At 51.0% G+C, this 21,060-nt stretch carries 17 protein-coding genes; 11 read left to right on the top strand and 6 right to left on the bottom strand.

Annotated features, from left to right (window positions below; translation table 11 throughout):
• Positions 1-13 precede the first annotated feature (13 nt).
• The 4 genes from DFR60_RS11275 to DFR60_RS11260 are packed head-to-tail and all read right to left on the bottom strand — an operon-like array spanning position 14 to position 4,419.
• The gene (locus DFR60_RS11275) at positions 14-1,336 is read right to left on the bottom strand and encodes a sulfatase family protein (protein WP_110322995.1); all 1,323 of its coding nucleotides are present in this window, start codon (positions 1,334-1,336) and stop codon (positions 14-16) included.
• Between the two features lie 36 nt (positions 1,337-1,372).
• Positions 1,373-2,191, bottom strand: a complete 819-nt coding sequence (locus DFR60_RS11270) for a carbohydrate ABC transporter permease (protein WP_110322994.1) — start codon at positions 2,189-2,191, stop codon at positions 1,373-1,375.
• Entirely contained in the window at positions 2,188-3,066 is an 879-nt protein-coding gene (locus DFR60_RS11265) for a carbohydrate ABC transporter permease (RefSeq protein WP_110322993.1), read from the bottom strand. Before DFR60_RS11265 ends, DFR60_RS11270 begins: the two co-directional genes overlap by 4 nt.
• Positions 3,067-3,078: 12 nt before the next feature.
• Positions 3,079-4,419, bottom strand: a complete 1,341-nt coding sequence (locus DFR60_RS11260) for an ABC transporter substrate-binding protein (RefSeq protein ID WP_110322992.1) — start codon at positions 4,417-4,419, stop codon at positions 3,079-3,081.
• A gap of 433 nt (positions 4,420-4,852) precedes the next feature.
• Here DFR60_RS11260 and DFR60_RS11255 point away from each other — a divergent pair, with 433 nt between their 5' ends.
• Both DFR60_RS11255 and DFR60_RS31145 read left to right on the top strand, forming a co-directional pair.
• Complete coding sequence (locus DFR60_RS11255) at positions 4,853-6,691, top strand: sensor histidine kinase (RefSeq protein WP_110322991.1); 1,839 nt, start codon at positions 4,853-4,855, stop codon at positions 6,689-6,691.
• Positions 6,692-6,750: 59 nt separating this feature from the next.
• Positions 6,751-7,458 carry a response regulator transcription factor gene (locus DFR60_RS31145; protein WP_146218594.1) on the top strand — a complete coding sequence of 236 codons (708 nt, stop codon included), beginning with the start codon at positions 6,751-6,753 and terminating at the stop codon, positions 7,456-7,458.
• 25 nt (positions 7,459-7,483) lie between these two features.
• Here DFR60_RS31145 and DFR60_RS11245 read toward each other — a convergent pair whose 3' ends face one another.
• A complete protein-coding gene (locus DFR60_RS11245; RefSeq protein ID WP_110322989.1) occupies positions 7,484-8,794 on the bottom strand; it encodes an MFS transporter in 1,311 nt (436 codons plus the stop codon).
• Between the two features lie 343 nt (positions 8,795-9,137).
• Between DFR60_RS11245 and DFR60_RS11240 the strand changes: the two genes are divergently transcribed.
• Genes DFR60_RS11240 through DFR60_RS11230 form a run of 3 tightly spaced genes read left to right on the top strand, consistent with a single transcriptional unit; the run spans position 9,138 to position 11,783 of the window.
• A complete protein-coding gene (locus tag DFR60_RS11240; protein WP_110322988.1) occupies positions 9,138-9,923 on the top strand; it encodes a class I SAM-dependent methyltransferase in 786 nt (261 codons plus the stop codon).
• Between the two features lie 53 nt (positions 9,924-9,976).
• Positions 9,977-11,326, top strand: coding sequence for an MATE family efflux transporter (locus tag DFR60_RS11235; protein WP_110322987.1), 1,350 nt, complete (start codon positions 9,977-9,979; stop codon positions 11,324-11,326).
• A 46-nt stretch (positions 11,327-11,372) separates the two neighbouring features.
• The gene (locus DFR60_RS11230) at positions 11,373-11,783 is read left to right on the top strand and encodes a C-GCAxxG-C-C family protein (protein WP_110322986.1); all 411 of its coding nucleotides are present in this window, start codon (positions 11,373-11,375) and stop codon (positions 11,781-11,783) included.
• Positions 11,784-11,905: 122 nt separating this feature from the next.
• Here DFR60_RS11230 and DFR60_RS11225 read toward each other — a convergent pair whose 3' ends face one another.
• Positions 11,906-12,760: a MurR/RpiR family transcriptional regulator gene (locus DFR60_RS11225; protein WP_002601860.1), complete on the bottom strand. Its 855-nt coding sequence runs from the start codon at positions 12,758-12,760 to the stop codon at positions 11,906-11,908.
• Between the two features lie 509 nt (positions 12,761-13,269).
• Between DFR60_RS11225 and DFR60_RS11215 the strand changes: the two genes are divergently transcribed.
• The 6 genes from DFR60_RS11215 (at position 13,270) to DFR60_RS11185 (ending at position 21,042) form a co-directional block, all read left to right on the top strand.
• A complete protein-coding gene (locus DFR60_RS11215; protein ID WP_110322985.1) occupies positions 13,270-14,640 on the top strand; it encodes an FAD-dependent oxidoreductase in 1,371 nt (456 codons plus the stop codon).
• A gap of 61 nt (positions 14,641-14,701) precedes the next feature.
• Positions 14,702-15,973: a hypothetical protein gene (locus DFR60_RS11210; protein ID WP_002601857.1), complete on the top strand. Its 1,272-nt coding sequence runs from the start codon at positions 14,702-14,704 to the stop codon at positions 15,971-15,973.
• A 50-nt stretch (positions 15,974-16,023) separates the two neighbouring features.
• Complete coding sequence (locus DFR60_RS11205; RefSeq protein ID WP_207659523.1) at positions 16,024-18,159, top strand: hydantoinase/oxoprolinase family protein; 2,136 nt, start codon at positions 16,024-16,026, stop codon at positions 18,157-18,159.
• Between the two features lie 36 nt (positions 18,160-18,195).
• Positions 18,196-18,867 (top strand): hypothetical protein, encoded by a 672-nt coding sequence (locus tag DFR60_RS11200; protein ID WP_110322984.1) that lies wholly within the window; start codon positions 18,196-18,198, stop codon positions 18,865-18,867.
• Between the two features lie 136 nt (positions 18,868-19,003).
• Complete coding sequence (locus tag DFR60_RS11195; RefSeq protein ID WP_110322983.1) at positions 19,004-19,651, top strand: metallophosphoesterase family protein; 648 nt, start codon at positions 19,004-19,006, stop codon at positions 19,649-19,651.
• A gap of 545 nt (positions 19,652-20,196) precedes the next feature.
• Positions 20,197-21,042, top strand: coding sequence for a MurR/RpiR family transcriptional regulator (locus tag DFR60_RS11185; protein ID WP_110322981.1), 846 nt, complete (start codon positions 20,197-20,199; stop codon positions 21,040-21,042).
• Positions 21,043-21,060 lie beyond the last annotated feature (18 nt).

The raw sequence follows: 21,060 nt of genomic DNA, 5'->3' as shown, positions 1-21,060 counted from the left end.
ACCGGACTCTCTATTACTCGCTTATGGTACAACCCGGATCCAGGTCAGAGAGCCGGTTCACCCATGCACCTTCCGGCTTCGGCACCCGGTATCCGACACGGAGAAGCGGATCACCGGTTCGTTCCATCCAGTTTTCCAGGCGCAGCCGCAGATCATCATATATATCTTTGCAGTCATTGCTGTTCACCAGGTTCTTCCGCTCCAGCGGATCTAAGGCCAGGTCGAACAGCATTTCACGTTCATGGGTCTGACGCAGCAGTCCGGCGTCTATCATGTCATCCTTGCTGGGCGAGGCGTCTATATTGGCCGGAACGTATCCGTTGTGGCAGTCAAAATACCGAATCAGCTTATATCGGCTGGTACGGATACAGCGCATGGGCTCATAGGCCGCGTGATAGGTGACTTCTGCAAAAACCTCGCTGTTGATCTCCTGCTCCGGGTCCGTAAACAGCCCGACAAAGGAACGTCCCTGAAGGTAGTCCGGTTTTCTTATCTCAAGCATATCACAGAGTGTGGGATAAACATCGATCTGGGAGATCAGAGAATCGCTGACTTTTCCCGCCGCCTGGTTTCCTGTGAATTTCATGATCAGCGTCACGCCGATCCCGGTATCGTAACAATTGCATTTCATAAATGGAAATGCGATTCCATGGTCAGTGGTGAAGATGATAATGGTATTGTCTTCACGACCGGAGCGTTTCAGTGCATCCAGCACAACACCGACCGAATCATCGGCGATTTTTGCGGAATACATAAAGTCGGCCATGTCCTTCCGATTCTCTTTTGTGTCCGGTATGGTCATCGGAGGCTTCACGTAATCCGGATTCACAAAATCATCGGGCGCTTTGGGATACCGCCGGTGAGTATTGATAAATCCCACGGACATAAAAAACGGTTTGTCTTCCTGATAATTCAGCAGATAGTCAGCCGCATGAGTACTGGCGGCGGTGTCTCTGAGAATAAACTCCGAGTGGTGGCAGTCCTCGTCAAACCAGTAGTCATATCCCAGCATGGAAGGCTCTGGCGCCTCATGCTGAACACCGAACAGGCAGGTATGGTAGCCCTGATTTCGGAGGAAATTTGACAGATGTGTATCGTAACAATCCATCTGAAATCCTCTCTGTGCCAGCCCCAGCATATTGGTGCTGTGAGGAGACTGCCCTGATAGCAGTCCAACCCGGCTGGGAGAACAGGTGGGGGCGGCACAGTAGGCCTGACGGAACAGCGTTCCTTCCTGTGCAAGCTTCATCAGATTCGGCGTCTTTACAGCTGCGCCGAACGGCTCTAAATAACGGCCGCTGTCATGGGTATGTAGGTATAGAATGTTTTTTTTCACAGAATACTCCTTTCAAATGTTTTGTCCTCCGTTTTGTCAGCCTTTGACGGCTCCTGCTGAGACACCGCCTACAATATACTTCTGGCCGAACACGAAGATGATGAGAACCGGCAGGGCGGTCAGAGTGATGTCCGCACTCACCAGGTTCCAGCTCTGCTCAAATTGGCCGAAGAAATTGTATACAGCCAGTGTCATGGGCCATTTCCCGGAATTGTTCATAAAGTAAAGCGGCATGGAAAAGTCATTCCAGATCGCCATAAAATTTAAGATTCCCACGGTGACGATGGTTGGTTTCATCAGCGGAAAGATAACGCTGGAAAACAGCCTCATGGGACCGGCTCCATCGATGACAGCCGCCTCGTCAATCTCTCGTGGAAGCGTTTCCACGAAGCCGAACATGAGAAACAGCGCCAGCGGAATATTCATGGCCACATAGAGAAAGATAAGCCCGTACCGGGTGTTAATAAGCGCGGTGGCCTTCATGATCTTCATGAGCGCCACATTGTTTACCGGCATGGCGATTCCCAGCACAATGAGATAGTAAATAACCCGGTGCAGCCGGCTGCGGTTCCGCGACAGCACATAGGAGGCCGCGGAGACAACAGCCAGAATCAGCAGTACGCTGAAGGTTGCATACAGAGCGCTGTTAAAGAAGGATGAAAGCAGTTTTCCGCGTTCAATCACGGTGGTATAGTTCTCAAACATGAATTTTTCCGGCAGAGTCAGCGTCATGACCATGGATTCTTTCTGTGATTTGAAGGAATTTACCAAAACTACCAGCATGGGTACCAGGACAATCAGGCTGGCGATCCATGCCGCCAGATTGGCCAGTACGGTACAGAGTCTCTTTTTCATTGTTCCACCTCCTTGTTGCCCACTGCTTTTAAGATGAAATAGGAAATCATCATGACAAATATAAAGAGAAGGCTGGAAAGCGTGGTGCCCATGGCGTAATTGCCCTTGGAAAATTCGCTGTAAACCGCCGTGTTGATAACGCCTGTAGAATTGCCGGGACCGCCGTTGGTCAGGCTGTAGATTAAGTCAAATACGCGAAAGCCGTAGGTGATGTTTAATACGGTCACGCTGATAATTACGTTTTTAAGGAGCGGAAGCGTCACATACCGGAATTTGCTCCAGAAACCGGCGCCATCCAGCTCCGCCGCCTCGTAATAGGTAGAGGATATGGAATTCAGTCCGGCGATGACCACCATCATCACGTATCCCGTACCTTTCCAGGCATCAACGGCAAAAATTGATTTAAATGCAAAATTCAAGTCTCCCAGCCAGTTCTGGGCCAAAAAATCGAGCCCGATGGCTTTTAACGTGATATTGATAAAGCCGCGGCTGGGATGGAGTATGTTCTTAAACACCAGGCCGATGATCAGAAAGGACATGACCTGAGGAAGAAACACCAGCATCCGGTGCATGCTTTTCATCTTTACCATCCTGCTGGTGAGCAGGATGGCCAGAGCGATTCCGAGCGTGGTCTTGGTGATGGAGCTTATCGCAGTAAATACAAAGGTATTTTTGATAAACATCCCGTAATTTGTACCGCCCTCAAAAACCTTTAAGTAGTTTTTCCAGCCTACGAAGTTTACTTCGCTGCTGTAAGCATTCCAGTCCGTAAAGGAATACCCGATTCCCATAATGCCCGGCAGAAAAAACAGACCGAGATAGAAGATGAGTGCGCCAAGGGTAAACCAGGTTGGATATAGTTTATTTGTCTTCATAGGCCCTCCGATTTATTCCCAGGCCGGGTCTTTCTGCAGTTCTGCCTGCTCCGCCCGTCTTCTGGAGATGCTTTCCATCACCTGATCCGATGTCATGGCTCCTGTATACATGGCTTCGATATCTTTTCCCGTATCCATAAACTGGGGATCAATATATTTTACGCCTACCTGCATGATGGTTCCTCTTTCCAGGGAATCGATATATTTGTTGAATTCATCAGGGTAAGAAGGTGTGATCTCCGGCCAGCAGAGTCCCATTTCCTCCGGATTGTTGTCCTGTCTGTACTGTAAATTCTCCGGTCTGGCGAGGAAACGGAAAAATTCCAGGGCATACTCGACGTTTTCACTCTTCTTATTGATAAAGTAGGCGGCGCTGGAGGCATTGTTTGCCAGCACGTCATTGTCGCCAAACGGCATCAGAAAGATACCGATCTGATCCTTCATCTCCGGATACGCCTCTTCCACCTGTAAAGCAAAGCCGGGAGCCGCCAGATACATGGCCGCTTTTTCTGTTCCAATCTCGTCCTTTGCCGCGTCTACGGTATTGCTCAAGTAATCTTCACCGTAATATCCCAGGTCTGCAAATTCTTTCATCTGGTCTAAGATGGTTTTCATCATAGCCACGTCCTTGATGTCTTTTTCGTTATTGTTTAACGCGTCGTATAAGCCGGGTTCCAGCTTTTCAAAGTAAGGTCCGCTGCCGTAGAGCGGTACGCACTGATGCCATGCGCTCTGTGTCGCTTCGTAAATCGGGATAGTCCCGGAATCCTGAATTTTCTGGCAGACTGTTTTAAACGCTTCATAGGTGGCAGGAATCTCCAGCCCCAGATTGGCGAATATCTTTTTGTTATAATTATAGAAATTCAGCTTTGGTTCTGCAAAACGGATGGCATAGATTTTATCGTCATAGGACACGCACTCTTTCGCGTAATCTGCCATGCGGTCCACCCATTCCTCGCCGCTTAAATCCACGCAGGTCTCGTCCGGGCGGACACGGGAGTAAAGGCTTAAAGGATCGGCGTCCACGCAGAAGATATCCGGTGCCTCTCCGGAGTCCAGTTTTACTTTTAAAAGGTCGCGCCACTGGGCGTCCGGAGAGACCTGGAAGTCGATTTTGATACCGGTTTCCTCCTCGAACTGGCCCGCCAGATCCTGAAGGACTCCGCAGGAGGGGATACCGGACTGATGGGTTCCAAATGAAAGCGTCACGTTTTTCGTTTTGTTGGAAGCGGCTGCTGTGCCGGCTGCCGATGATGTCTGGTCCGTACTCTTTTCCGCCGTATGACTGCCGCAGCCGGCCAGGCAGGATATCCCAAGGGCCATCGTTAACAGTAGTGCAATTTTTTTCTTCATAGCAATCCTCCATCTGATTTTTGGTTACAGTTCATGGCTCCTTTATCCGTCTCCGTCGTCCGGTCTGCTCTGGCGGTTTGCACTCCGGTTCCTGTGACTTTGCAGGGCATTAGCGGTTCTTAACGCGCAGAATTTTTCGTTCAGGGGAAATGCCCACTTGTTTGAGCGCAACGAGTTTGGGCATTTTCTCTGGATTTTAGAAAAATACTACACGTTTAGAACCGTTTATGCCCGAAACCGGAACTGGAACCGGAGTGCAAACCGCCAGAGCAGACCGGACGACGGAGACGGACAAAGGGGCCATGGACTGTAACGATTCTTGAAAGTTTTTTAGTAGCTTTTTACTATGTTCTATAGTACAATAACTAGAAATAAAACAACATGCACAAAATAGTTTTGCCCCTTGTACTTTTTTGACGCCACAGGAGGAGTTATGAAACGTAAAGTACCATCCCTGCAAAAATCGCTGCCGCGGTACTATTTCCTGGTAATCTTTGTGATCTTTACCGCAATGCTGACCGCATTTTATATTTATTATACAAAAAATTTAAGAGCCAGCGAATATCTGAATCTCCAGAATGTCTGCGATTCTGCCTGTTCCAATATGGAACAGGAGATCGAGAAGATGTCCACGGTGTCCCTAAACACGATCTATTCCAAAGACATTCTGCCTGGGATCCGCAGGATTCATGTGGAACAGCTGGGGACTCAGCAAACCTATACCCAGGTTCAGGCTATCTATAATTCCATATCTGCCATGATCGGTCCGCAGCAGACGGTCGCCCAGATCAATCTCTATCATAAAAATGGCTTTTCCGTAGGCACCGGTTTTTATACGTACAACAAGAAGATCAATCTGGAGGAAAAAAGCTGGTATAGCGACGTATTGGCGGAAAACGGATACAAGATCATGAGCACTCCACAGCCAATCTCCCATTTCATACCGACAGCGGCAATTCCCTATGAACCGTATTACATTTCTCTGACCAGACTTTATTTTGACGATGTCCATCAAATGGAGGGAGCGGTGGAAGTCTTGCAGAAATGTGACACCTTTTTCAGTTTTATCGACCGCCTTACCACGGCAAACCCGTCTCTCAGCCTTCTGATTATGGACAGGAACGGGGAACTCATCTATCCTGTGGACGAGCGTGGCGAAGAGACGGCCCATTTAACCGCAGTACTGGAGGAAAAACAGGATATTCCAGCAGGCCGGACGGTTCATGTCAGGGATGAGAACGGGAGGAAGAATGCGTTGCATCGTCAGACTGTGAAATCCGTAGGATGGCAGATATACGTCTTCGAACCGGACAGCGTCATAACCAGGTCCCTGGCCGCACCGACGTTTCTGTTCCTGGCTGTGCTGATTGCCGGGCTTCTCCTTACCATGGCCGTCTGTTTCTCCATTTCCCGCAGAATTCTGCAGCCCGTGGGTGAGCTGACGGAAACCTTTGAGACACTGGTGCTGGATGATGTATTTTCCCATACCATCGACACCGTCTCCCTGCCCCAGAGCCATTACGAGGAGATACAGACGCTGATCACTTCCTTTAGGAACATGTATAACAAGATGAACGCCTCCACCATGGAGATGCTGAAATCGCAGGAAAATGAGATCCGTGCCAAGGAGATCGCCACCCAGTCTATGATGAAGCCTCATTTTCTCTATAATAATCTGGCCAATATCAGTGTTATGGCGGAGGAAAACATGAACCAGGAGATCATCACGCTGACGGAAAATCTCTGTGACTATCTGCGGTATACATCGACGGGAAGCGAGATCCGCGTGCCAGTCAGCGATGAGTTTTTGTATACACAGAAGTATTTAGCCTGTATGAACGTCCGCTACAGGGGGCGGCTGACCTGTGATTTTACTTTAGATGAGCGGATGGGGGAGATCCAGATTCCCAAGTTAAGTCTTCAGCCCATCATAGAGAATTCTCTGAAATATGCGTTCATGAAAAAGCCGCCCTGGCACATCACTGTGCGGGGATATTTGGACGAGGAAGCCGGAAAGTGGCTGATCAGGATCACGGACAACGGTGTGGGCTTTACCGGGGAAGAGCTTAAGGAATTGACTCACATTCTGGAATCCATTCGGGATTCCAAAGACATCACCCGCCTGAAAATAGGGGGTATGGGACTTCAAAATGTATATCTGCGGCTTCTGCTCCAGTACGGTCCGTCTGCCAGTCTTACGGTAGAGAACGACCCGGAGGGAGGAGCCTGCATCACGATGGGAGGAAGCATTGCAAATGTCAGAAACAGCTAATAGAAAACAGTATGACGTAGTGGTCGCGGAGGACGAACTTCTTATTCTGGAAAAATCTGGTGAAGAAAATTAATTCTATGTCCCTGCCGTTTTGTGTCAAAGGCGCTTTCGAGGATGGGGACAGCGCTCTGGAATTTATAAAAACCAACCATGTGGATCTGGTCATCACCGATATCAAGATGCCCTTTATGAACGGTCTGGAACTGTCGCGTGTCCTGCACGCCTCGTATCCGTCCATCAAAATTCTGATTATCAGCGGATATAACGAGTTTACCCTGGCCCAGGAGGCCATCGAATACCAGGTGAAGGGATTCCTTTTGAAGCCCATCAGACAGGGACAGTTAGAGCAGGCGCTCACAAAGCTGCTCATTGAGCTGGACAGTGAAAATGATACGTTTCAGGCCAGTGTGCCGGAGCACTTAAAAACCATGGGGAAGGAGGAGATTGCGGGCTGTGTGGAGAAGTATCTGAAAGAGAATTTCCAGAAACAGATCTCTATGGGAGATATCTCGGATAAGCTGGGATTTGCCCCGGATTATTTAAGCCATCTGTTTAAGAAATACCACGATGAGTCTCCGGTCCGGTATCTGACCTCCCTTCGCATCAATTATGCGAAACAGCTGCTGATACGCCAGCCGGATTTTGACGTGGCAGTGATCGGGGAGATGTCCGGTTACCCGGACCCGGTCTATTTCAGCAAGGTATTTAAGAAGAATACGGGGGTGTGGCCGAGCCAGTACCGGGCAGAAGGGGGGTGCCAGAGATAGTACGCTCTGGCACCCCCCCGAGTTTTCAGGGATGTGGAATATCATTTTCCAGTTCCCATATATGTCGATCTCTTCGAAAGACGAGACAGGTAGCTGCGCCCAGAATACCCAACAGGCAAAACAGCGCCGCCGCTCCGGAGCCCTTTCCGGTTCCAAACATCACCGCCGGAAGATCTCCTGGCTGCTGCGATGCCATGAGCGGTTCAAACACCCGGTCCACCAGCAGTCCGCCGAGTAAGTATCCCACCGGTATGGTGAAGAACTGCAGCGTATTGCGGGCGGAGTAGACGCGTCCCTGCATGGTCAGCGGGATCCGTGAACGGAACAGCACATCCATGTTTGCATTCATAAAGGGAATGCAGATCCAGGCCAGAATGGCGCCTGCGCACCAGACCCAGGGCTGTCTGCCGAAGGCCAGAAAGAAGTTTTCCGTGCACATGGCGATCAGCAGGGAATTGCAGATAACCCGGACCCTGCTTTTGGGCGGATGGCAGAAGGATACCAGCAGACTTCCGGCCAGATTGGCCACGCCCGTGCAGGCGTTTACCATACCGAGTGCGATTCTGCTCCCCCCGTTTCTGGAAAGAATCATGGCGGGCAGCGCGGCGTTGTACATGGACGCGGTTAAGTTGATGGCCGCCAGAAACAGGATAAGATTCAGAATACCCCGGTTCCTTTTCAGGTATTTGAGGCCTTCTTTTGCGGAAGTCAGCACAGATTCTTCCCTGTTTCCGTCCGCCTCCGCCTGTGGGATCGTAATAAACCATGCCAGCGTAATGAATGCAGTGGAGAACGTGATCAGGTCGAAGGCCAGCACCGCGTCGATTCCTGCAAAGGAAAATACCATGGTGGCCAGTACCGGTGTGAGAACCGTAACCAATGAATTAGAAAAGGCCCGCAGTCCGGATACGCGCTGGTACTGTTCCCTTGGAGTCAGAAGGCTGACCGCCACATCAGATGCGGGCTGCTGAAGCGTATTCATCAGGCCGTTTAACGCGTTCAGTATGTACAGATGCCACAGCGCCAGATTCTCCGTTTTCAGCAGGATCAGGATCAGCAGTGTGGTTGCCGCCGCGAAGCTGTCGCAGACCAGCATGGTGCGTTTCTTGTTCCACCGGTCGCTTAAGGCCCCGGCGAAGATGGAGAGAAGCACATAGGGCGCGTAGGAACAGATGGAGAGCAGCGCAGTGGTCAGCGCAGAGCCTTTCTGCTGGTAGGACCAGACGACGAGCGCGTAACTGGTCATGGAACTGCCCAGTGCAGAAAATGACTGGGTCACCCACAGGATCAGGAAGGTATGAAGCCCTTCGAAGAGAGTATGTAATTTTTTATTCATGACTTTGCTCCTTTTAGCGTATTTTTTGTTTTACGTTAAAATGCAAAGTCTGTCCGGACGAACCGATTGTTTATCTCCATGAAAGTACGTCCGTAATTCAGACTTTGCATGGAGCAGTATCAATACAGAGTTTCATAGCCCGCGCCTCCTTTCGTAACAGGATTATCCATGGCCATGGAGGCCATGTGCTGTTAATTTACCATATTACAAAGCAGGAAGCAAGGAAGATTCGTTAAAATGCTTCTTGACGGAAAATCAAGTATGGAGTAGCCTGATAGGTAGACGTAGTGGAAGCGGCAGGACCAGGAGCGGAGGCAGGCCTATCAGAAATGGAGGAAATGGGATGAGGAATACGGAAATCGATCATGGAAAAGTGTTTGACTGGGGCCGGGCATCGGCTGATTATGCGAAATACAGAGACATTTATCCCCAAGAGTTTTATCAGAAGATTCTGGATCTGGGGCTGTGCCAGGCCGGGCAGAAGGTCCTGGACCTGGGGACGGGCACGGGAGTCCTTCCGCGGAACCTGTATCAGTACGGAGCGGATTTTACCGGTATCGACATCTCGGAGAATCAGATCGGGCAGGCGAAGAAGCTGGCGGAAGAGGGACGCATGAATATACAGTTCCAGTGTGTCCCCGCTGAAAAAGCCGGATTTACGGATGGCGCCTTCGATGTGGTGACCGCCTGTCAGTGCTTCTTCTACTTTAAGCACGAAGAACTGGCGCCGTTGATTAACCGCATCTTAACGGAGAACGGAACATTTGTGATTCTTTATATGGCGTGGCTTCCGTTTGAGGATGAAGTGGCTGGAAAGAGCGAAGAACTGGTCCTAAAATACAATCCGAAATGGACCGGATGCAGGGAAAGACGGCATCCGATTGAAATTCCCGAAATTTATGAGGAGTACTTCACAATCGGTGAGCAGACGATGTTCGATGTGTCCGTTCCCTTTACGAGAGAGAGCTGGAATGGGAGAATCAGGGCATGCCGGGGGATCGGCGCCTCCCTTACCACTGAGGAGACAGAACACTTCGATCAGGAACACAGAGAACTGCTGAACCGGATTGTGCCGCCGGAGTTTGAGGTGCTGCATTACGCGGCCATGGCGGTTATGCATAAGAAATAAAAAATAAGAGATAAGAGAAAGAAGATTACATCAGGAAGACAGGGGAAGAGAGTATGACAGGCCGGGAGAAACAGTACTTATTTACAAACAGCGATTTGAAACGCCTGATTGCGCCGCTCATTGTGGAGCAGATTCTGGCGGTGACCGTGGGCATGGTGGACACGATGATGGTCTCCAGCGCAGGCGAGGCGGCCACATCGGGCGTATCTCTGGTGGATATGATCAACAACCTGCTGATCAATGTGTTCGCGGCGGTTTCCACCGGCGGCGCGGTGGTGTCATCACAGTTTCTGGGACAGAAAAACCGGAAGAGGGCGTGTGAGGCGGCGGATCAGCTGATGATGATCACGGGGCTTATCTCCATTGTGATTATGGTGGGGGCGATTTTGTTCCGGCACGGACTTCTGAGGCTTTTGTACGGCGGGATTGCGGATGACGTGATGAACAACGCGCTGATTTATCTGATACTGTCGGCGCTTTCCTATCCGTTTCTGGCGATTTATAATTCCTGCGCGGCGCTGTTTCGCTCTATGGGAAATTCCCGGATTTCCATGCAGGCGTCCATCGTCATGAATATCATCAATGTGGCGGGAGATATTCTGTTTATATTCGGATTCCATTGGGGCGTGGCAGGTGCGGCGCTGGCTTCGCTGATCAGCCGTATGACGGCATGCGTCATTCTGATTATCCGCCTGCATAATACGGGGCTGGAGATTCATGTCAGCTTTGGACGGCTTCGCTGGAACAGCGGAATGATCGGAAAGATTCTTCATATCGGGATTCCGGGCGGAATCGAGAACAGCATCTTCCAGCTGGGACGCGTACTGGTCGTCAGCATCATCGCCCTCTTTGGCACGACACAGATCGCGGCCAACGCGGTCGCCAACAACCTGGATGGAATGGGAGTCCTTCCGGGACAGGCCATGAATCTGGCTATGATCACAGTGATCGGCCGCTGTGTGGGTGCTGGCGATTTCGAGCAGGCGGAATATTACACTAAGAAAATGATGAAGCTCACGTATCTCATCAGCGGACTCTGCTGCCTGGGCGTGATTCTCACCATGCCGCTCACCATGAAGCTGTACGGCCTTTCGGAGGAAACCCTTAAGCTGGCGGCGGTGCTGGTGCTGATCCATGATGGATGTGCCATCATTCTGTGGCCAGCGTCATTTACCCTGACGAATGTTCTGCGGGCGGCAAACGATGTCAAATTCCCCATGTGCATCTCCATCCTGTCCATGGTGATTGTGAGGCTGGGAGCCGGTTATCTGCTGGCCGTCGGCCTCGGGCTGGGAGCCGTCGGCGTGTGGTGCGCCATGATACTGGACTGGGTGGTTCGTGTGATCTGTTTTGTGGGACGGTACCGGAGCGGGAAATGGAAGACGTTTTATCGGGCGGCGTAAGGCGAGAAATGAGAGATGGAATTAAGCAGACGGAGGAGATTGCGTTATGAATGCGTTTATTGAGAAAAAGGTCCATGAATTGTACTGGGACTGCGATGTCAACTGTGCCAGGACCATGCTGATCTGCCTGGGCGAGCTGTTCGGAGTGACATATGAGCCCCAGACGCTGAACGCCGCTGTCGGCCTTCACGGCGCAGGCGGTTATCGGGCGCAGTGCGGCCTGGTGGAAGGCAGTCTCATGTTTGCCGGAGTTTATTTAAATGGGCTTGGCTGGGAGGAGGAGCGGATTATTTCCGCCTGTTACCGGTTTGCGGAAGCATTTACCGGCGAGTTCGGATCCCTGACATGCTTCGATCTGCGTCCGGGCGGATTTTCACTAGATGATCCGCCTCACAGATGCGAAGCGCTGACCTGCCGGGCGGTGGAATTTACATATGAGTTTATGAAGGCGCTTTAGAGAGAAAAATAGAATAGTAAGTGAACTATAAAAATGGTTTCCGGAGTGACAGGCTCCGGAAACCATTTTGTTATATACTAGTACAGCATTGCGTAAGTCACCGGAACTTATGCAACGCTGTACTAGTATTCAAACACATAAGAATCCATCGTCTGGCTGTTGTTGATCAGCGCGTCGCTGCTCAGCTTCTTCTGTCTCAGCGCCTTGTCACTCTTCAGGAGGGCGCTGTAGATGATATCCGTTACATAGAGATACATCAGATTATCGGAAAGCGCCGTGGTGTTATTAGCGATCAGCTTGTCCGATACGATAAATTTGTAATCCGCGATATCGTTCAGCTTCGGGGAATCTACGCTTGTGATGGTCAGGTTTTTCCCGCCGCGGTCGATGGATGCGTTGGCCGCCTGATAGATATCCTTCATCATAATGCTGCGCGCAATGAAGATGGATAAGTCGCCTGGCGACGTGCCTGCGACCTGTAGACTGATGCTTAAGGGGTCAGTGTACTCTTTGGCACGGATCCCTGCAAGCTCCAGCTTATAACGGAACTCCCTGGCGGCGAATGTGGTGTTGGCCAGGGCGTATAAGTTTATATTTTTTGCATTTTTGATCATTTCCGCGGCCTTAAATACCGTGCTTTCGTCCAGGAGGGCCGCCGTGTTATTTAACATGCTCCGGTAGTCGGAGGTAACGGAGGCGATAAAGTTCCCGCCGGAGGAGGGCGTCTCCTGAACCATGTTATTGTAGAAACTTTCCTGGGCCAATGCGATCTTTAATCCATTGAATCCTTTATATCCCAGCTTTTTGCAGAAGCGGTTGATGCTGGCCTCCGAAGTGCCGGTTTCATCCGCCAAAGCGGTGATTGTCGTGGTAAGAATCTGTTCGGCGTGACCTATAACGTACTGGCTGATCGCGTTCTCGCTCACAGTGAAGTTGGGCTGCATGGAGATGATTTTAGAAATAACGGTCGATACCATAAAATCCTCCTTTTTTCGTTATTACAGTATACCGTTCCCACTAAACTAGTACTGCGTTGCGCAATTAACTGTGATAAAACACCCGCTATCTACGCCAGAGCCGCGCCTGCAAAGCTAGTCGTAGGGTCCACTACGCCGTCGCTTTGCAGACACGCCTCTGACGCAGATATCAGGCATTTTATTCACAATTAATTACGCAATGCAGTACTAGTGAGGGACCTCGTTAAGTGGTCAGGTATGACTCGCACTAAGCTCGAAAGGACCTCGCTAAGTGCTCATAGTATACCATATTTGCAAAATATTTGCAAATAATGATTGGAAATGAAAATATAAATCAAATATATTGACAGCTAATGAAAATGATGATAGTATAAAACCATAAAAATAACGGCAGTACTAACAATAAAATGACAAATATGCACAAAATTAACCAAAGGTAAATGAAAAAAGTGATTTGTAATGGAAAATGCTTTCAGAACTGCTGTTATGATTACAGGAAAGGAGAAAGTATGAAGGAGTTTGGCTATGAGAAACAGTACGATGTGATTGTAGCTGGAGGAGGGGTCTCCGGTACCGTGGCTGCCATCGCGGCCGGCCGTCTGGGAGCGGATGTCCTGATTCTTGAAGAGGGCGCGTATCTGGGTGGGGCGCTGACCGGATGCGGCGTCGGACCCATGATGACGTTTCACGCAGGCGAGAAGCAGGTGATCCGCGGCATCATGGAGGAGATCGTAGAGCGGCTGAAAACCGACGGATATTCCACAGGCCATATTTACGACACGATGCAGTACATCAGCTACCTGACACCATTCAACTCGGAAGGCCTTAAGGTGTTGCTCGATGAGATGACGGCGGAGGCGGGATGTACGGTTCTGTTCCATACGTTTATCGGAGGCGCGGTATGCGGGGAGGGGAAGATCGAGTCGCTCACCGTGTGTAATAAGGACGGAATGCACAACGTATCGGCCAGGGTATACATAGACGGAACCGGCGACGGCGATGTGGCCGCGTTTGCGGGGGCGCCCATGACAAAGGGAAGAGAATCCGACGGCGCTGCCCAGCCCATGACCATGAATATGAAGTATTTGAATGTGGACACGGAAGCGATTAAGGAACATATCAGAACGCATATCGCCGATTTCTCCCGTCATCAGGGTAATGAGGAGCTGATGGACACCGTAAGCCGTTTTTCATTCTGCGGGTTCCAGGATGAATTCCGGGAGGCACGGGAGAGAGGGGAACTGGAGATCCGGCGGGAGGATGTACTCTGTTTCGAGACGGACCGCCCGGGAGAGTACATCGTCAATACCACTAGAATCATCGACCACGACGCTGTGAATGCGGCCAGCTTAAGCGACGCGGAGGTGACGGGAAGACGCCAGTGCAGACAGCTGGACCGGTTCCTTCGCAGACACGTTCCGGGCTTTCAGAATGCGGTTCTGGAATTTACTGGCCCCCGGGTGGGCGTGAGGGGATCCAGACAGCTTTCCGGTAAGTATACTCTGACAGCGGAAGATATTCTGGAGCGGAGAACCTTTGACAGCGTCATCGCCCATTCCGCGTATCCCATCGACATTCACAATCCCAAGGGCGTGGGGACGGACAGCCGCTTCCTCTCGGAAAAGGGAACGTACTACAGCATTCCGTATGAGGCGCTGTACTGCGAGGAGATTAAGAATTTACTGGCAGCAGGGCGGTGCATTTCCGCTTCCTTTGAGGCGCAGGCGGCTATCCGGACGACGCCGACAGCCGGAGCCCTGGGACACGCGGCAGGAGTGGCGGCGGCTCTGGCTGCTAAAGGGGAGGGAGACGTCTCCAAAGTCAGCAGAAAAGAGCTGCAAAAACAATTGAAGGAACAGGGCGCATATTTGGATCTGTAAGAAAAGTAATGAAAAATAAAAAAACATGTTAAAAAAGTAATGAATAAGGAGGATTTTTCAGATGACAATTCAGGTTATTGGAATACTGGGGTTATTCGTTTTAATGGTAGTCTTAATGATGACAAGAAAGCTGCCGACCATTCTGGCTCTGCCGATCATGGCCGTGGGCATAGCACTGATTGCGGGAATTCCGTTTATGGGCGGGGAGTTCAGCATTGCAAAGGACGTACTGGAAGCAGGCGCCATGCGTATGAGTACGGCGATTGCCGGACTGTTCTTCGGCGGTTTCTTCGGAAAGGTACTGAGCCGTGTGGGCATTACCAATACTATTATCCGGAAGGCAGCCGAGATGGCGGGAGACAAACCGCTTCCGATCGCATATGCATTTTTAATCGTAACTTCTGTTATTTTCGCGGCTTCCAACGGTCTGGGTATGTTCATTCTGGTTGGAACCATCATTGTTCCGATCATGATCAGCGCTGGCTTAAGCCCGCTGGTTGCAGGAACGATCCTGCTGCTGGGCAACGGCGTCGGCGTTACATTTTCCGTCGGAACGCTGGGCGTTTACATCGATACTTTGGGACTTCCGCTGGAGACTGTTACACAGTATTCCTTCCTCTGTGCGGCTCCGCTGATTGTAGTAGCCGTCATCATGGTATACGTGATGGTGAAATCCGGCGGCAAGAAGAGAAAGGCATGGGCAATGCCGGCTTCCGATATGGGCGGTGATAAAAATGTCCGCTCGATCGCACTGATTTCCCCGCTGATCCCTGTTGTTCTCGTATTCGCATTTAAGCTTCCCTTAGTAGCTGCTATTTTAATCGGCATCGTGGCAACTCTGATTCTTGCAACGCCGAAAAATGCCGTTCACGTCGTATCCAGCTCCTTCGTAGAAGGAATCCAGGAGACGGCAGGCGCCTGCGGCCTGATGATTGGTATCGGTATGGTTTTAAAAGCAGTTATGGCTCCTGAGGTCGCTGCTGTCTTAGAGCCGGTAATCAAAGCAATTATTCCGTCAAGTGCGATTATGTTTGTACTGGTATTCGGCCTTCTGTCCCCGTTAGCCATCTACCGCGGACCGTTAAACGTATGGGGACTCGGCTCTGGTATCGTGGCGCTGCTGGCTTCCTGCGGCATGAACCCGGTCGCGGCTATGGTTGCACTGAGACTTGACTCCAACGTTCAGGCTGTCTGTGATCCGACCAACTCACACAACGTATGGATCTCTGATTTTACGAAGACGGATGTCAATGATTATTTAAAGAAGACGATTCTTTGGATCGCAGTTTCCACACTTGCGGGCCTGATCGTCGCAAGCTTTATCGTATTATAATGCCCGTACCGTGCAGGCGTGCTTTTGAGGAAGAGGAGAGTTTGACAATTATGAGTAAGAAAGTAAGGATAGGAATTGATGTGGGAGGAACCTTCACGGACGCGGTCGTCATTGACAGCAGTACGTATGAAGTGATCGCGAAGAAGAAGATTCCGACCACCCATGAGGAAGGCGTGGCGGCAGGCGTAGTGGCGCTCATCAGCCAGCTGATGGAGGAGCTTGGAATCGCACCGGAGGATGTGGTTTTCATCGCTCATGGCACGACCCAGGCCACCAATGCGCTGCTGGAGGGAGACGTAGCAAATGTTGGCATCATCGGCATGGGAACCGGCATGGACGCCAGAGGCGCCAGGAATGAGACAAATGTAGGTGATATCGAACTGGCTCCGGGTAAATTCTTAAAGACGAGCCATACATTTATCGACTCTAAATCAGTGAACGATTCAAGCATTCAGGCCGCCATCGACGAGGTGCGCGGCGCGGGCGCGGAGGTCATAGTGGCTTCCGAGGCCTACAGCGTGGATAATCCTGAAAATGAACTGAGGGTACAGGAAAATGCCGAAAATCAGGGCCTTTACTGCACCGGCGGCCATGAGATATCCCAGCTCTACGGTCTGAAGATGAGGACCAGGACGGCTGTGGTCAACGCCTCCCTGATTCCGAAGATGATGGAGACCGCCAACATGACGGAGCGGGCCGTTGTGGATACGAAGATTCAGTCCGGCCTGATGATCATGCGCTGCGACGGCGGTGTCATGAGCATCAACGAGGTGCGGAAACGTCCGATTCTCACCATGCTTTCCGGTCTGGCGGCCGGCGTGGCGGGAGCGCTGATGTATGAAAAAATTTCAGACGGAATCTTTTTCGAAGCAGGCGGAACCAGCGTGGATATCTCCGTAATTAAGAACGGAAAAGTCATGATCAAATACGCCCAGGTGGGCGGCCATAAGACGTATCTGCAGTCTCTTGACGTCCGGACACTGGGCGTGGCGGGCGGCTCTATGGTGCGCGTAAACGGCGGAAAAATAGCGGATATCGGCCCGCGTTCGGCTCATATCGCCGGGAAAGAGTACGAGTGTTTCCAGGAGGACGGCGAACTGGACGGATCGGAGGTGCTGTTTGTCAGCCCCAGAAAGGACGACCCGAAGGAGTATGTGCTGGTGAAGAACCCGGCCGGAAGAGAGTATTCCCTGACGCTGGCCGGAGCTGCCAACCTGCTGGGCTACATTCCGGAGGGCGACTACGCGAGCGGCAGTGCACAGACGACGAAAGCCGCCTGGGATGCGCTGGGAACGTATCTGGGATGCACCGGAGAAGATGCGGCCAGACAGACCATGGATCTTGCCATGGATAAGCTGGCGGCGGTCGTGGAAGAGCTGATCGATGAGTATGAACTGGATACCCGGTTTGTAACCCTGGTGGGCGGCGGCGGCTCCGGCGCAGTAATCGTCCATTCTCTGGCAGAACGCATGAATGTAAAGTGGAAAATAGCGAAGAATGCACCATATATCTCCACCATCGGCGTGGCTCTGGCCATGGTCCGGGAACAGATGGAGAGAACCATCGCCAATCCCACAGAAGACGATATCAAAAAAATGCGCCGCGATATCATTGAGAAGATCGTGAAATCCGGCGCCAACGAGGCAACCGTGGATGTGACCATCGAGGTGGATGCGCAGAAGAATATTTTGCGGGCCATAGCGACAGGCGCTACGGAGCTGCGGCAGAAGGACCTGGCGGCCGCGGATCTAAAGCCGGAGCAGCTTAGGGAGATCTCGGCGGAAGCGCTGGGAACGCCGCTGGAAGACACCAACTGTGTGGCCTCATCGGGCCGCTGGAACGTCTATGAGTCTGTGTTAAAGAAGAAATTCCTCGGTGTGTTCAGCCAGAAGAGCCGCCGTCTCTGTGTCATCGACCGGGAAGGCGTGGTAAGGCTTAAAAAGGAAAAAGCGGCTTACTTAAAATTTGCCAAGGCCAGAAAGGGCGACGTGTTCGCGGAATTTTTGGATGCCAACACCACCTTCTCCGACGCCAACGCCACCATCCCAAAGGTATTTATCTTCTATAGGGAGAAGATGCTGGATTTGACGGGAATGCAGAGCGCGGAACAGTTAAATTCCATCCTGGATGTGGAGACCTGCGGACTGGAGGACAGTGAGGAGCTGATCGCAGTCGCATACAAGTAAGAGACCGGATGACACAGCAAAGAAAGGAGCCTGAAAATGATATCGGATGAAGTCCTGGGCATGTTTGAACTCAGCAACGACCTGCTGTTCGGAAGAATACCGGAAGATAAGTACCGCTATTACGTGGAAGAACCTCTGCGCCTTGGGCGGGAAGCCGCGGAAAAAGTAAAAGGCGCGGGCGGCATCTTCGCACTGTATGAGGAAGCGGGAATCGAGATCATTTATCAGGAGGCCAGCGGGGAAAACTACGGCGTCTCCTTCCGGGCTCAGAGTGAATACGGGAAGGACGGAAGCGCAAAGGTCCTGATGTATAAGCAGTCCATCGCGGAGCTGGCAAAGCACAGCTGCGATTATGTGATCGGGGAAGAGGAGGCGCTGGCCCTCCATCTGGCCCATGAATATTTCCATTATCTGGAGTATCACAGCAGTGAGATAAAGGATGACAGAACGCAGCCGTACTACAGCCATGGATTTGTATCCGACTATCTGGAACCGGTGCAGCTTGTAAAGCTCTTCGGGCGCAGGCGACAGGCGGGAATCCTGCGGTGCAGCGAGATCGCGGCCCACGCGTTTGCCAAGGAGATGATGGGACTGGAGATTCTGCCTAATTACTATGACTATACCTGGCTGATGGCCGGGGGAAAACTGCGCCGGGAAGACTTCCTGGAGAAAGCACGGCAGTTTGAGGAGATGGTCCGGATGCGTTGAGAAACGCAGCCGGGCCATCTCTTTTCTTCTAAAGTGTGTTTGAAAATTGCTTTCACACTCTGGTGCGGGTTGTGAAATGGCAGCGGATCGGGTATAATTTACTTAAATAAGCAGGAACAGGAAGGAGGGCGTAGTTATGCGGTATTATATATCCGATCTGCATTTTCACCATGAAAACTTAAATTACCAGATGGATCACCGGGGATTTTTAAATGCTGCTGAGATGAACGCCCATATGATTCATCAGTGGAACAGCAGGATACGGGACAAGGATGAGGTGGTCGTGCTGGGAGATTTGTCCCTCGGTACCGGCGAGGAAACCAACGGGATTCTGCGTCAGCTGAGAGGCCGGATCTGCCTGATTGAAGGGAATCACGATTCGTATCTGACGGACAGACAGTTTGACAGAAGCCGTCTGGAGTGGGTGAAGCCTTATGCAGAACTCCGGGATAATAAGAGAAAGGTGATCTTAAGCCATTATCCCATGATCTGTTACAATGGCCAGTACCGGAAGGACGAGGAGGGCCGGCCCAGGACCTATATGCTGTACGGCCACGTGCATGATACCTTTGACGAAGTGCTGGTGAACCGGTATCAGGATGAGACCAGGCGCGCCGAACGGCCGGACTGCCACGGCGGCCCGCCGCTTTCCGTTCCATGTCAGATGATCAACTGCTTCTGCATGTTTTCTGATTATATACCGCTCACTCTGGATGAGTGGATTGATGCGGATGAAAAGCGCCGCAGCAGGGGAACGGATCACATTTCTTTTCGCGCAGAGTGAGGGAAAAAGAGTGAAAACGCATTCGACAAAATCCGCAAAGATTCGACAAAATTCTACACACCCCATTGTATTGCAGGAAGGATTCCTGTAAATTGAGAATATGGTTACAAACGGAACTGCTTCGAAGCTGGTAAATATAAAATGTAACTGTGAAACATTTCGGAAGGGGACAGTCGGGGCCGTTCCAGGTATCTGTCTATTTTGCTTTCCCGGTTGTTTGTTCTGAAATAATGATCTGCGGGAGAGCAGATGCGCAGGGCAGTCCACAGGGAACCCTGCGTTTTCTTCGTTTGCAAGAGCAAGGGAAATTTAAGATCGCTTTTTGATATAGCAGAGACCGCGAAGCCATGGATTATGGCTTCGCGGTCTCTGTTCTTTTATGCGGAAAGAAAAACACAGAGCAATTCTGCTGAAAATGCAAAAATTATGTCACGCATTTCGTTAAAATGTGGTAAAATATTCCAACGAATGAAATAAAGTTTCAACAAAAAGTAAAATAATTGACAAGAAAATTGCATGATGTATAATGCAGGAAAAGGAGCAATATGAAGAACGTATTAGTCAGATTAAATGAGTATGCGAGGGACGCGACAGAGGCCGAGACCAACGTCATTGAGTACATCAGGAATCACGCGGACCGGGCTTCGGTGTCCACCATCCATCAGCTTGCGAGAGACACCTACTCGTCGGCGTCCACCATTATACGCCTCTGTAAAAAGCTTGGGTTCGATGGTTACAAGGATTTCACGCGGTCCCTTACGTATGAACTTGCCAATCGGAAAGCACCGGAGATCAACTACGACCGGGATATCGAGGAGGATGACGGGCTGGAGGATGTGATTGATAAGATTGTATACCGGAGCATGGCCGCGCTGGAGAAAACCAGGGAGCTGGTGGATTTGGAGACCGTGCAGAAGTGTGCAAAGCTGATCGACCGGTCGCGCCGGATTTCATTATTCGGAGTCGGCAGCTCTCTGCTGGTGGCAAAGGACGCCCACAGTAAATTCATGCGGGTGAATAAGATGAGCTGCTGCGAGGAAGATTTCGAATCGCAGCTTGTAATCGCCAAAAACATGAACAGTGAGGAAGTCGGAATTATCATCAGCTATTCTGGGCTGACGAGAGAGATGCTTGATATTGCTGCTATTTTAAAGAAACATAAGGTGCCGGTCATCGCGATCACAAGATTTGCGGAGTCGGATCTGTCTGTAATGGCGGACTATAAACTGTGGGTGGCCTCCTCAGAATATCTGGTCCGCAGCGCAGCGATGACTTCCAGATTGGCGCAGCTGCATGTGATCGATATCCTGTATTCTGCATACATCAAACTGGATTATGAAAATAATATTGAGAGAATCGAGAAAACGCAGATGAAAAAAGTGCGTTCCTGATGGTGCCGGAGCCGGAAA

Origin of the sequence: Hungatella effluvii (genome assembly GCF_003201875.1) — a bacterium.
GTDB classification, from domain to species: domain Bacteria; phylum Bacillota; class Clostridia; order Lachnospirales; family Lachnospiraceae; genus Hungatella; species Hungatella effluvii.
Note: the sequence above shows the minus strand (reverse complement) of the source record. Positions and strands in the feature narration are given on the sequence as shown.